The organism is Amycolatopsis coloradensis (assembly GCF_037997115.1).
GTDB classification, from domain to species: Bacteria; Actinomycetota; Actinomycetes; order Mycobacteriales; family Pseudonocardiaceae; genus Amycolatopsis; species Amycolatopsis coloradensis_A.
The window spans coordinates 9,012,890-9,025,368 of record NZ_CP150484.1; the positions used below are offsets into that span (position 1 = coordinate 9,012,890).

Below are 12,479 nucleotides of genomic sequence, written 5' to 3' on the forward strand. Positions count from 1 at the left end.
GCAAATCACGGATGACACCCGCCGCTAGGTCCTGGCGGTTCCGGGCACGGCGTGACCAGGCCCACTAGGGTGGGAGCACTCCCGTCGAAACCCTCGCGGAGGAATCCACGTGTCCACGGTGCCGTCACCACCGACCCACCACCGTCGCCTGCGCTGGCAGGCCTTGGCCGGATTCATCGCCATGGCGGGAATCGTGGGCATCGTGGCCGGGCTGGCGGTCGCCACCCGCTCCGAAACGCACAACGCGCTGGCTCGCCCGTCGTGGGCGCCGCCGGGCTGGCTCTACGGGCCGATGTGGTCGGTCCTGCTGCTCCTGGTCGCCTTCGCGGGCTGGTGCTACTGGCGCACCGACGGCGAAACGCGCGGCTTCGCCTTCTACGGCGTCTGCCTGCTGCTGACCCTGCTGTGGACGCCGCTGTTCTTCGCCGGCGGCGCACACGCCCTCGCCCTGGCCGACGTCGTCGTCCTGGACTTCGTCGTGCCCATCACGATGGCGGAGTTCGGCCGCCGGTCGAAACTCGCGGCCTGGCTGCTCGTGCCGTATCTGCTGTGGCTGCTGTTCTCGACCGCGGTCAACGCCGCGGTCGTCTGGCTCAACTGAGCTTCGGTTCCTTGGGCTTGCGGCCCTTGGCCCGGATGGCGAGCAGGAACTGGCGGATCGCGTCCACCACCAGGATCGCGGCCAGCACGCCCAGCCCGATGGCGCCGGCGAGCGGGCCACCGAAGTAGCGCTGCGATTCGAGCGTCGTCTCGCCGTAGGGGATCACGACCGGGACGACACCGGCCTTCCAGCACGCGAAGGAACCCCACACCGCGAGCGCGGCGAGGATCAGTTCGACCGCCCCCACCACGGCGCGCAGGGGTTTGTGCAGCCGGGCGTCTCGCCGGGAGTCCTCCGGTGGCCACAGATCGGCACCGGTCGGCTGGGGAAGGTCGATCACGGTGAGCAGTTTCTCATGACTCTGTGGTGCGGGCACGCACCAAATCCCCGAGTGCCTCGCGGAGGGCGTCGGGGTCCTTGGCCCAGGCGCGCACGAAAACGCCGTCTTCGAGTTTCAACCCGACTTCGCCGTGCTTCTTGGGGATCGTCCAACCTCCGCCGAGGACCCGCGAGCCGACCGGGGCCTCGTCTTCGAGTACCTCGGCGATCCGGGTCGCCTCCAGCGTTTCCCTGCCCTGCCGGTAGCCGTCCGCGGTGACCTCGAGCGAGAGGTACCGGCGACGCGCGTACACCCAGGGCACGGTGATCGCCACCAGCCCCACCGCGACCAGGATCCAGGCGAGCCAGTGGACCGGACCACCCGTCGCCAGCTCCGCGAGCAGCCCGGCGAGGGCGAACAGCGGCGCCCACAGCAAAGCCGTCCAGCCGACGCCGGGTTCGTCGTAGAGAGACGGCTCGGAGGTCATGGCAGCGTGCGCCCGACCTTCGGGAAATGGTCGGCGACGCTGGGCAGGTACATGAGCACCAGCGCGATCGCCACCAGCAGGGTGGACACCAGCAGGAACACGTTGAGCGAGCCGCGCAGGATCAGCAGTTCCACCAGGACCAGGAAGACCGCGCCCACGGTGAGGACCGTCCTGGCCGACCGCGTTCCCTCACGGGCCTTGTACGCGAACAGCGCGAACAGGACCGCGAAGGTGAGCGCGCCGCCGAACAGCATCCACAGCAGGGTGTTCACGCCGGAAGCGACCTGCACCGGATCGGCGGGCTGACCGGGAACCGGGTTCTCCCTGATCTGCTTGAGGATGCCCTCGGTCAGTTCGTCCTTCAGCACCAGCAGGGCGATCTGCCCGGCCACCAGGACGACACCGGCGAGGATCCACAGCCAGAACGAGATCGCGACCGGCTTCGGCACGGTGATCTTCGGCGGCTTTTGGCCCGGCAGGATCGGATCCGGTGACATCCCCCGCTTGCGGCGCTCGTCATCCGTTTCGTTGGCTGTGCTGTCGCTCACGCGAGGCAGCCTACGTGGTTTCGCAGGCCAGGCCGTTGCCGCCCGGGTAGCTTGTGCGCGAATCGACACGAACACTGGGGATCTCACAATGACCACACCGAGCCAGTCCGATGGGGCCTGGCATGGGCGGCGACAGCCCTGGCCACAGCAGGGATACGGCTACCCGCAGCCACCACAGCAGCAGTACCCAGGCGGTTGGCACCAGGCGCCCCCACCACCACCCGGGAAGTCCAAGAAGTTCCTCTTCTGGCTGATTCCGCTCATCGTGGTGGTCGTCGCCGCGGCCGTCGTGATCCCGATCGCACTGGCGGGCGGGGAAGAGCCTCGGGAGCAAGCCGCCCAGCCGCCGAGCACTTCGGCGCCGGCGGCCAAGAAGGTGAAATGGCGGCTGTCCGGACTGGAGGGAGACGTCCCCGAGTACAAGCAGGGCGTCACGACCTGGCTGCACGAGGACACCCTTGTCGTCGTCCGCGACAAGTACGTCGCCGCGTTCACCAGGGCGAACGGTGAGCGGCGCTGGCTCACCGAGGTGCCGGACGGGAAGCGGGCGTGCGGTGCCTCCGTGGAACCGGTCGACGGGAAGATCGCCTTCGCCTACGGCGAGGAAAAGACCTGTGACAACGCTGCCCTCATCGACCTGAAGGAAGGGAAGCTCCACTGGCAGCAGCCGATGGAGGTGCCTCAGAAGCTCAAGGGCGACCGCCCGCCCAAGTCCGCGATCTTGCAGATCGCCGGTGACGCCGTCTTCGTCACGCAGGGCGAGGGAATGGCCGCGCTCGACCTCGCCACCGGCGCCCCGAAGTGGGCGAAGACCCATACGCGCGAACCCGACCGGGCCGACGATCCGACCTGCGCCGGACAGGACGCCGCACCCAGGGACGGCAAGATCGTCGTCGTGATGACCTGCCTCACCGGGGACTACGGCCTGAGCATGCTGCGGGTCGACGCGTCGACCGGGAACATCGAGGTGGCGGAGCACCAGCCGAAGGAGAGCAGTTCGCTCGGCAACGTCGGGATCATCTCGGCGAAGCCCCTCCTGGTCTACGGCAAGACCACCGACACGGGCACGTACTTCCGCTTCGGGGACGACCTGAAGCTCGAGTCGAAGATCGACGGTGGCGACCCGTTCACGCCGGACGGTCTCACCGGCGCCGACGGCCAGGGCTTCGACAGCGACGCGTCCGGCACCGAACACCTCGTCAGCCCGGCCCTGGTCACCGAAGAAGTGCTCTACACCATCACGATGCCCCAGGCGGGCACGGTGAACGCGCTGGTCGCGGTGGATCTGAAGACCGGGCAGCGCAAGTGGTCGGCGAAGGTGCCCGAGGGCACCGTGATGGCTCCGCTCGCGATCGAGGACGGCCAGGTGATCGCCGAGGTCGCGCCCGTCACGCGGACCGGGCCGCAGCGAGTGGTCAAGGTCGCCGTCGCGGACGGAGCGGTGACGCCGATGGTCGAAGCACCGATCGAGAACGCCGACAACGACAAGAACGGGCCGATTTCCGGCCTCTACCGCTATCTCTGGGCGGACGGCCGCGTCTACGCCGTATGCGGCCGTTTTCCGAAGTTCAGCCTGGACATCTACACCGTCGAACCTTAGATCGCACCGAACCAACCGGGGAACCGAATGACCAGACCACCCACTCCGCCCGGTGGCGGGCAATGGCAGCCGCACCAACCCTGGCAACCGCACCAGCAGCAGGGCTGGCAGCAGCCACCGCCCCACCCTCACCAGCAGCCCTACCCGCAGAACCAGTACGGCCCCCCGCGGCAGGAACCGCCCAAGGGCAAGAAGTTCCTCCTCTGGCTCGTGCCGCTGATCGTCGTGGTGGTCGCCGCCGCGGTGATCGTGCCGATCACGCTGAGCGGCGGCGGAGACGAAGGCCAGGGACAGGCAGCCCCTCCGCCCGCCTCCGGATCGCCTGCCGGCTCGCCGAAGGTCAAATGGGAACTGTCAGGGGTGAAGAAGGACGTCCCGGAGTACAAGCACGGGATCACCACCTGGCTGCACGAAGACGACCTCGTCGTCGTCCGCGACAAGTACGTGGCCGCCTTCACCAGGGCGGACGGCAAGCAGCGCTGGCTGACCGAGGCGCCGGGCGGCAAGATCTTCTGCGGCACCGGAGTCGAACCGGTCGGGGGCAAGATCGTCCTCGCCTTCGGCAAGGCGAAGGCCGGCAGCGAAGACGGCAGCTGCGACAACGCCACCATCCTCGACCTGAAGGACGGGAAGCTCGGCTGGCAGGTGCCGATGGCCATCCCGCAGAAGATGCAGGACCGGGTGGTCTCGGTGGAGGCCGTCGTCACGCAGATCATGGGCGACGTCGTGTTCGTCACCGCGGACCAGGGCTACGCGGCCCTCGACCTGGCCACCGGCGCGATCAAGTGGACGAAAACGTTCTCCCGCAAGGCCGACGGCGAAGACACCTGCGCGGGGCACGACATGATGCCGAGAGACGGGAAGGCCGTCGTCGTGGCGTCCTGCCTCACCGGTGACTTCTCGGTCACCGTGCTGCAGATCGACCCGGCGACCGGGAACGTCGAACTGGAGGACAGCGTCCCTCACGACGGCTACTCGATCTCGGGGATCGGTCTCCTGTCGGTGAAGCCGGTGCTGGCGTACGGCTCGAACACCGAGCAGGGCACGTACTTCCTCTTCGACGACAACCTGAAACTCAAGTCGAAGATCGACGGTGGCAAACCCAACTCCGAGGAGGAGCTCGACGGCACCACGTCACAGGGTTTCGGGGTCAGCGCCTCGGGTACCGAACATCATCCGAGCGCCATCATCGTGGACGGCGACACGTTCTACACGCCTACCAGGACGATCGGCGGACAGATGAACACGCTGGTCGCGGTGGATCTGAACACCGGACAGCGCAAGTGGACGGCCTCGGTTCCGGAGGGCACGATCCAGGCGCCGATCAAGATCGTGGACGGCCAGATCCTGGCCCAGGTCGGCCCGGTGTACAACACCGGACCCCAGCGGACGGTCAAGATCGCGGTCGCGGACGGGAAGGTGACGCCGTTCCTGGAAGCCCAGATCAGGAACTCCGAACAGGACGAGACCGGCCCGATCCCGGGGTTCTACCGGTATCTCTGGGCCGACGACCGCGTCTACGCGGTGGCGGGCAAGTGGTCGAATCTCAGCGTGGACGTCTTCCTGCTGCAGGCTGAGTAGCGAGAACGAGAAGGGCCCCTTCGCCGCGGTTTCCGTGGCGAAGGGGCCCTTTTCGTTACGAGGCTCAGTCCAGCCAGGCCGCGGCTTCGGCGGCCCAGTAGGTGAGGATCATGTCCGCGCCCGCGCGGCGGATCGAGGTCAGCACCTCGAGGATCGTGCGTTCGCGGTCGAGCCAGCCGTTCGCCGCGGCGGCCTCGACCATCGCGTACTCCCCCGAGATGTTGTACGCCGCGACGGGAACCGTCGACGTCTCGGCGGCGGCCCTGATGACGTCCAGATAGGCCAGCGCGGGCTTGACCATGATCATGTCGGCGCCCTCGGCGATGTCCAGCTCGATCTCGCGCAGCGCCTCGCGCACGTTGCCCGGATCCTGCTGGTAGGTCTTCCGGTCGCCCTTCAGCTGCGAATCGACGGCCTCGCGGAAGGGGCCGTAGAACGCGCTGGCGAACTTCGCCGAGTACGCGAGGATGCCGGTGTCCGTGCGCCCGGCGCGGTCGAGCGCGGCGCGGATGACGCCGACCTGACCGTCCATCATGCCGCTGGGACCGAGCAGATGGGCCCCCGCCTCCGCCTGCGCCAGCCCCATTTCCGCGTACACGCGCAGGGTCGCGTCGTTGTCGACACCGCCTTCGGCGTCGAGGACGCCGCAGTGGCCGTGGTCGGTGAACTCGTCGAGGCACGTGTCCGCCATCAGGACCGTCGCGTCGCCGAGATCGGACCTCAGGTCGCGCAGGGCGACGTTGAGGATGCCGTCCGGGTCGATCGCGCCGGAGCCCTCGGCGTCCCGCGTCTTCGGGATACCGAACAGCATCAGGCCACCGACCCCGGCGTTGACCGCGTCGACGGCGGCTTTGCGCAGCGTGTCGCGGGTGTGCTGGACGACGCCGGGCATGCTGGAGATCGGGCGGGGCGCGTCGGCGCCCTCGGCCACGAACATCGGGAGGATCAGCTGGCGCGGGCGCAGCGTCGTCTCACCGACCAGCCTGCGCATAGCCGGAGTGGTACGGAGCCTGCGGGGGCGATGTTCGGGGAACACCCCTACGACGGTACTCCCGCCCGCCGGAGAAGTGGTGAACGGCCGAACCTTTCCTAAGGAACGGTAAAGAGTCACCTTTGTCCGATTCCGGCGTGATGTGACGTGGGTTACCTTCCCCTTCATGTCGAGTTCAACGGTGACCGACCAACTGGAAGAACCGCCCGTCGGCTGGCGCGCACGGCTGCGCCAGGTCGGGCCAGGGATCATGGCCGCGGCGACCGGGGTCGGCGCGGGCGACCTCGTCGCGACGATGGTGGCCGGATCGCGCTTCGGGTACACGCTGCTGTGGGCGGTGCTCGTCGGCACGATCTTCAAACTCGCGCTGGCCGAAGCCGTCGGCCGCTGGCATCTGACCTCGGGCCGGACGATCCTGTCCGGCTGGCGGACCCTCGGGATCTGGGCGCTCATCTACTTCGGGATCTACGCGGTGATCTGGGGCTTCGTCTACGGCGCGACCGCGATGTCCGCGTCGGGCCTGCCGCTGAACGCGCTCTTCCCCGCGCTTTCGGTGCGGTACTGGGCGATGATCTGCGGCCTGCTCGGCTTCGCGCTGGTGTGGTTCGGGCGCTACGCGATCATCGAGAAACTGATGACCGTCCTGGTCGGCATCATGTTCGTGACCGTGGTCGGGACCGCGATCCTCGTCGTGCCGAATTTCGCGGAACTGTTCAAGGGCGCCGTCCCGACCCTGCCCGACGGCTCGCTCGTCTACGTCCTCGGCCTGGTCGGCGGCGTCGGCGGCACGATCACCATGGCGGCGTACGGCTACTGGACGCTCGCGAAGGGCTGGCGTTCGTCGAAGTGGCTCCCGATGATGCGCACCGACAACGCCGTCGGGTACGTCATGACCGGGATCTTCGTGATCGCCATGCTGATCGTCGGCGCGGAACTGCTGCTGGGCCAGAAGATCATCTCGGGCGACAAGGGCCTGCTGTTCCTCGGCGACACCCTCGCCGCGGACTACGGGCAATGGGCGCGGATCCCGTTCCTCATCGGCTTCTTCGCCGTTTCGTTCACGTCGGTGATCGGTGTCTGGCACGGCGTGAGCCTGCTCTTCGCGGACTGGTGGCGCATTCTGCGGCTGCCCAAGAACGCGACGGAAAGCGTTGAGGCGTATGAGAAAAAGGCCGGTGAGCGCAGTGTCGCGTACCGGGGATACGTGCTGTGGCTGACCTTCCCGCCGATGGCGTTGCTGTTCCTGGACCAGCCCTTCCAGCTCACCGTGATCTACGGCGTGCTGGGCGCGTTGTTCATGCCGTTCCTGGCGGCGACCTTGCTGGTGCTGCTGAACACTTCGCGGGTGCCGCGGGAAGGGCGTTCGCGGTGGCTGTCGAACGGACTGCTGGGCGTGTGCCTGGCGATGTTCGCGTACCTGGCGTACACGGAGGTCGTGAAGTTCTTCAGCTGAAAGGGCTCAGGAGTGAGTCGGTCCAGGTGGTCGTGAGTGGATGGACGACACGCGTGATCCGATGGACGACTCACCGCGGAGACCGGCCGCGAGCCGGTCGTGTGACAGCCACTCAAGGACCCGTTAGTACATGAAGGCCCCCTTCACCGCGTCTAGCGAGGTGAAGGGGGCCTTCATGTACTAACCGACCGTCAGGAGCGGCGGGCTCGCTTCGCCTTGCGAGGCGGCGGGAGCGCACCTTCGGCACGGAGCCGCGCGGCGTGCTCGGCGAGCGCGTCGACCAGGTGCGGGACGTCGGCCTTCTCGGGCTGGACGTCGACCCGCAGCCCGAACTCCACGGCGGTCTCCGCGGTCTTCGGGCCGATGCACGCGACCAGCGTGCGGGTGTGCGGCTTGCCGGCGATGCCGACGAGGTTCCGCACGGTCGAGGACGAGGTGAAGCAGACCGCGTCGAAACCGCCGGTCTTGATCATCTCGCGGGTCTCGGCGGGCGGCGGCGCGGCGCGCACCGTGCGGTACGCGGTCACGTCGTCGATCTCCCAGCCGCGTTCACGCAGACCTGCCGAAAGGGTCTCGGTGGCGATGTCCGCCCGCGGCAGCAGCACGCGGTCGACCGGGTCGAGGACGTCGTCGTACGGCGGGAACTCGGCGAGGAGGCCCTCCGAGGACTGCTCGCCTTCCGGGATCAGCTCGGGGATGATGCCGAAGGAGCGGACCTTCGCGGCGGTCGATTCGCCGACACAGGCGATCTTCACGCCCGAGAAGGCGCGGGCGTCGAGGCCGAACTCCTCGAACTTCTCCCACACGGCGCGGACGGCGTTGGTCGAAGTGAAGACGATCCACTGGTAGCGGCCGTCGACGAGACCCTTGACCGAACGCTCCATCTGGGCGGGGCTGCGCGGCGGCTCGACCGAGATGGTCGGGACCTCGTGCGAGGTGGCGCCGTGGCCGCGAAGCCGCTCCGCCATCTCACCGGCCTGCTCCTTGGTGCGCGGCACCAGGACCTTCCATCCGTACAGCGCGCGCGACTCCCACCACGACAACTTCGAGCGCTGGCCGACGGCCTGGCCGATGGTCACGATGAGCGGGCCGACGAGCTCGCCCGCCTCGTTCGCGACGGTGGCCAGCGTGGTGTCCAGGGTGCGCTGGGTGTTGATGGTGCCGTTGGACGTCACCGCGACCGGGGTGGTCGGCGCCAGCCCGTGCTCGGTCAGCGCGGACGCGGCCTCGGCCAGGTGCGCCGACGTCGCGTGCAGCACGATCGGGCCGGGGGTGGCGGCCAGCGCGGCCCATTCGACGTCGCCGCGGACGTCGACCTCGGTGTGCGTGCCACCGAGCGCGACACCGGCGTACGCCGGGACGGCCGCGCCGGGCGAGACGCCCGGGATGATGTCGAATACGGCGCTGGTCCGGGAAACGGCCTGCACCTCGGCGACGACGGCGGGCTGGGTCAGCGGGTCACCGGCGATCAGCCGGAGCACCAGCCGTCCGGCCTTGGCCTCGTTCACCAGGTCCTTGGCGACCTCGGTGGCCTCGCCGACGGCGGGGCGCACTTCGGCACCTTCGGCGGCGAAGGCCAGGACACCTGCTGGGACGTCCGGGTCGGTCACCACGACCTCGGCCTTGGCGAGCAGCTCCTGAGCGCGGACGGTCAGCAGACCGGCGTCACCGGGGCCCGAGCCCACGAAGGCGACTCGCCCGGTGGTCTTACGCGCGGGGGTCATCTGTGCGTTCTCCTCTTGAGCGGCCGCAGTCGAGCGCGGCCCTACCTTCAACGTTCTGACTCACTGGGCGGGGCCGGACAGCGCGCCGGCCCCCAGGTCGAGCAGCTCGGCGGCCAGTGTCCGGCCGAGCTGATCGGCTTCGTGCTTGTCGGCGAGCGCGGAAGCGCGCACCATGTCGACCGCGTCCCCGTCCCCTTCGACGGCGGCGGTGCCCCGCAACGAGATCCGCTCGACGACCCGCCCTTCGGCGTCCAGGTCCTCGACGATCTCCGCCAGCGCTCCGACCGGTGCGCTGCACCCGGCTTCCAGCGCCGCGAGCAACGCCCGTTCGGCGGCCGCCACGACGCGGGTGCCTTCATCGTCCACTGTGGACCCAAGCAGATGCTCGATGTCCACGTCACCGGTCCGGCACTCCACCGCCAGCGCCCCCTGTGCGGGCGCGGGCAGCATCTGGATCGGGTCGAGGGTCTCGGTGATCTCCTCCGCCCGGCCGATCCTGGCCAGTCCGGCACGCGCCAGGATGACGGCGTCCAGCTCTCCGTCGCTCACTTTGCGCATGCGGGTGTCGATATTGCCTCGGATCGGCACGATTTCCAAACCGAGACCGAGCGCGCGCAGCTGCGCGGTCCGCCGCGGCGAGCCGGTGCCGACGGTCGAGCCGGGCGGGAGCTCGCCCAGCGTCAGCCCGTCACGGGCGATCAGCGCGTCGCGCGGGTCCTCGCGGGGCGGCACGGCGGCGAGCGTGATGCCCGGCTCCGGCTTCGTCGGCAGGTCCTTGTACGAGTGCACGATGACGTCGACTTCCTCGCGCAGCAAGGCTTCGCGCAGCGCGGAAGTGAAGACGCCGACCCCGATCGTCGGGATCGGCGCGGACGACTTGTCGCCGGGCGTCGTCACGGTGACGAGCTCGACCTCTGCGCCGGTGGCGCGCAGGGCGTCGGCGATGGTGCCGGTCTGCGCGAGGGCGAGTTTGCTGCCGCGCGTCCCGATGCGGATGACTCTGCTCACTGGATGATCACTCGTCTTTCGGCGTTGCAGTAGGACTAGCCACCGCGGCGGGCGCCTGCGGGTCGAGACAGAACAGCTCGCGCAGCGCGTTGGCGTAATCGGTGTCGGCCGTCTCGGCGGCCAGCTGCTTGACCCGCACCGTCGGCGCGTGGAGCAGCTTGTCGACCACGCGGCGGACCGTGCGGCCGACCTCCTCGCGAACCCCGGGTTCGAGGTCCGGCAGGCGGTTGTCCAGCCGCAGCAGTTCGGCGTCGACCACCTCGGCCGCCCGGCGCCGCAGCGCCGTCACCGTCGGGGTGACCTCGGCGCTGCGCTGGCCGGCGAGGTACTCGCGCACCTCGTCGAGCACGATTCCGGCGGCCTTCGCGGTCTGCCGTTCGGTGGTCGGCGTGCCCGCTTCCCGCATGCGGCGCTGGATGGTCTCGAGATCGACCACGGTGACGTCGGCCAATTCGGCGACGTCGTGGTCGACGTCACGCGGGAGACCGAGGTCGCAGACCACCAGCGGGCGTCCGGCGCGGGCCGGGACGTGCTCGGCGGTGAAGACGGCGGCCTGCGCGCCGGTGGAGCAGACGACGACGTCCGCCTCGGCGACCGCGTCCGCGATGCCGCTCATCTGGACGGCCTTGGCGGGCACGCCCTGCTCGACGCTGGCGGCGGCGAGGCGGGCGGCCCTCGCCTCGGTGCGGTTGGCGATGGTGATCTCGCCGATCCCGGATTTGCGCAGGTGGGACGCGGTCAGCGCGCCCATCGAACCGGCACCGACGATCAGCGCGTGCTTGCCCGCGATGTCGCCCGCGGCGGCCAGCGCCTCGGAGACCACCGAAGCGCCCAGCTGGTCGAGGCCGGTCTCGGTGTGGACGCGCTTGCCGACGCGCAGCGTGGTCTGGATCAGCTCGTGCAGCGTGCGGCCGACGGTGCCGGCCTCACGCGCGGTGGCGTACGAGGACCGGATCTGGCCGAGGATCTGCGTCTCGCCGACGACCATCGAGTCCAGCCCGGAGGTGACCGAGAACAGGTGCTCGATCGCGGCGCCCGCGTAGTGCACGTACAGCGAGTCGTACAGGTCGGCGGGCTGCATCCCGGCCTGGCGGGCGAGCACGTCGGAGACGTCGTTCAGACCGCCGTGGAAAGTCTCGACGACGGCGTAGACCTCGATGCGGTTGCAGGTCGAGACGAGGATCGCCTCGCTGACGTGCTCGGCCTGCTGCAGCTCGTTGAGCACCTTGGTCACGTCGGTCGCGGGGACCGCGACGCGTTCCAGGGTGCTCAGCTCGGCGCTGCGGTGTGAGAGCCCGACCGCCAACACGCTCATTTCAGCGCACCACCATTCCGTTGCCGTGGCCGTTCACGCTGCCATTCTCGGGGCTCCCGGGGCCACCGTCTCCTCCGCCGGTGCCGTTAGCGGCCAGATCGGCGCGGCGAGCGACGTGGAACGACAGGATCTGCAGTTCGACCGCGAGATCGACCTTGCGCACCTCGATATGTGCCGGAACCTGCAGCACCACCGGGGCGAAATTCAGGATGCACTGCACGCCACCTGCGACAAGCCGGTCGCAGACCGACTGCGCGGCGGTGGGCGGAGTGGCGATGACGCCGATGGAGATCTGCCGTTCGGCGCAGACTTTGGGGATCTCGTCGAGATGCGAGACCGGGAGGCCGCCGACCGGGACGCCGACCAGATCCGGGTCGAGGTCGAACAGCGCCTCGACCGGGAACCCGCGGCCGGGGAACCCACCGTAGTTGGCCAGCGCGTGCCCGAGGTTACCGATACCGACCACGGCGACCTTGTGCTTGCGGGTCAGGCCGAGGATCCGCTCGATCTGGCTGACCAGGACCTGGACGTCGTAGCCGACGCCGCGGGTGCCGTACGAGCCGAGGTAGGACAGGTCCTTGCGCAGTTTCGCGGAGTTGACGCCCGCGGCCTGCGAGAGTTCCTCGCTGGAGATCGTCGTCGCGCCCTGCTCGGCCAGCCCGGAGAGGACACGGAGGTAGACGGCGAGGCGGGCGACGGCGGCCTCGGGGATCGACTTCGCGCGGACCGCTTCCGGTTCGGCGGTGGCCTCGACGGCGGGCATCTCCGCGGTGGGCGCGTTGTCGGCGTCCGGTGTCACCCGGGTGCGCCGGCCTCGTTGCGACACCACGCTTGTCCGCTCCTCTGGTCCTG

General features: G+C 69.2%; 12 protein-coding genes. 4 read left to right on the plus strand and 8 right to left on the minus strand.

Annotation, left to right across the window (positions count from 1 at the left end; translation table 11 throughout):
* The first annotated feature begins 109 nt into the window (after positions 1-109).
* Positions 110-601 carry a TspO/MBR family protein gene (locus LCL61_RS42295; protein WP_340684887.1) on the plus strand — a complete coding sequence of 164 codons (492 nt, stop codon included), beginning with the start codon at positions 110-112 and terminating at the stop codon, positions 599-601.
* Here the strand turns inward: LCL61_RS42295 and LCL61_RS42300 are convergent.
* The 3 genes from LCL61_RS42300 to LCL61_RS42310 are packed head-to-tail and all read right to left on the minus strand — an operon-like array spanning position 594 to position 1,955.
* Positions 594-977, minus strand: a complete 384-nt coding sequence (locus LCL61_RS42300; protein ID WP_340684888.1) for a hypothetical protein — start codon at positions 975-977, stop codon at positions 594-596. The genes LCL61_RS42295 and LCL61_RS42300 overlap by 8 nt on opposite strands.
* Complete coding sequence (locus tag LCL61_RS42305; protein ID WP_340684889.1) at positions 955-1,407, minus strand: hypothetical protein; 453 nt, start codon at positions 1,405-1,407, stop codon at positions 955-957. Before LCL61_RS42305 ends, LCL61_RS42300 begins: the two co-directional genes overlap by 23 nt.
* Entirely contained in the window at positions 1,404-1,955 is a 552-nt protein-coding gene (locus LCL61_RS42310) for a hypothetical protein (protein WP_340684890.1), read from the minus strand. Before LCL61_RS42310 ends, LCL61_RS42305 begins: the two co-directional genes overlap by 4 nt.
* Positions 1,956-2,043: 88 nt before the next feature.
* Here LCL61_RS42310 and LCL61_RS42315 point away from each other — a divergent pair, with 88 nt between their 5' ends.
* Both LCL61_RS42315 and LCL61_RS42320 read left to right on the plus strand, forming a co-directional pair.
* Positions 2,044-3,555, plus strand: coding sequence for a PQQ-binding-like beta-propeller repeat protein (locus tag LCL61_RS42315; protein ID WP_340684891.1), 1,512 nt, complete (start codon positions 2,044-2,046; stop codon positions 3,553-3,555).
* A gap of 27 nt (positions 3,556-3,582) precedes the next feature.
* Complete coding sequence (locus LCL61_RS42320) at positions 3,583-5,136, plus strand: PQQ-binding-like beta-propeller repeat protein (protein WP_340684892.1); 1,554 nt, start codon at positions 3,583-3,585, stop codon at positions 5,134-5,136.
* Between the two features lie 64 nt (positions 5,137-5,200).
* Here the strand turns inward: LCL61_RS42320 and hemB are convergent, their stop codons facing one another.
* Complete coding sequence (gene hemB / locus LCL61_RS42325; RefSeq protein ID WP_340684893.1) at positions 5,201-6,172, minus strand: porphobilinogen synthase; 972 nt, start codon at positions 6,170-6,172, stop codon at positions 5,201-5,203.
* A 121-nt stretch (positions 6,173-6,293) separates the two neighbouring features.
* Here hemB and LCL61_RS42330 point away from each other — a divergent pair, with 121 nt between their 5' ends.
* Entirely contained in the window at positions 6,294-7,580 is a 1,287-nt protein-coding gene (locus LCL61_RS42330) for an Nramp family divalent metal transporter (RefSeq protein ID WP_340684894.1), read from the plus strand.
* Positions 7,581-7,771: 191 nt separating this feature from the next.
* Here the strand turns inward: LCL61_RS42330 and LCL61_RS42335 are convergent, their stop codons facing one another.
* The 4 genes from LCL61_RS42335 to LCL61_RS42350 are packed head-to-tail and all read right to left on the minus strand — an operon-like array spanning position 7,772 to position 12,456.
* A complete protein-coding gene (locus tag LCL61_RS42335; protein ID WP_034310603.1) occupies positions 7,772-9,304 on the minus strand; it encodes a uroporphyrinogen-III synthase in 1,533 nt (510 codons plus the stop codon).
* Between the two features lie 60 nt (positions 9,305-9,364).
* The gene (hemC, locus tag LCL61_RS42340) at positions 9,365-10,312 is read right to left on the minus strand and encodes a hydroxymethylbilane synthase (protein WP_340684895.1); all 948 of its coding nucleotides are present in this window, start codon (positions 10,310-10,312) and stop codon (positions 9,365-9,367) included.
* A gap of 7 nt (positions 10,313-10,319) precedes the next feature.
* Positions 10,320-11,627, minus strand: coding sequence for a glutamyl-tRNA reductase (locus LCL61_RS42345; RefSeq protein WP_340684896.1), 1,308 nt, complete (start codon positions 11,625-11,627; stop codon positions 10,320-10,322).
* Between the two features lies 1 nt (position 11,628).
* Positions 11,629-12,456, minus strand: coding sequence for a redox-sensing transcriptional repressor Rex (locus LCL61_RS42350; protein ID WP_425341972.1), 828 nt, complete (start codon positions 12,454-12,456; stop codon positions 11,629-11,631).
* Positions 12,457-12,479 lie beyond the last annotated feature (23 nt).

Coding starts and splice junctions, on each gene's coding strand:
- LCL61_RS42320 (WP_340684892.1), top strand. CDS start 3,583: ATGACCAGACCACCCACTCCGCCCGGTGGCGGGCAATGGCAGCCGCAC.
- LCL61_RS42335 (WP_034310603.1), bottom strand. CDS start 9,304: ATGACCCCCGCGCGTAAGACCACCGGGCGAGTCGCCTTCGTGGGCTCG.
- LCL61_RS42305 (WP_340684889.1), bottom strand. CDS start 1,407: ATGACCTCCGAGCCGTCTCTCTACGACGAACCCGGCGTCGGCTGGACG.
- LCL61_RS42330 (WP_340684894.1), top strand. CDS start 6,294: ATGTCGAGTTCAACGGTGACCGACCAACTGGAAGAACCGCCCGTCGGC.
- LCL61_RS42315 (WP_340684891.1), top strand. CDS start 2,044: ATGACCACACCGAGCCAGTCCGATGGGGCCTGGCATGGGCGGCGACAG.
- LCL61_RS42345 (WP_340684896.1), bottom strand. CDS start 11,627: ATGAGCGTGTTGGCGGTCGGGCTCTCACACCGCAGCGCCGAGCTGAGC.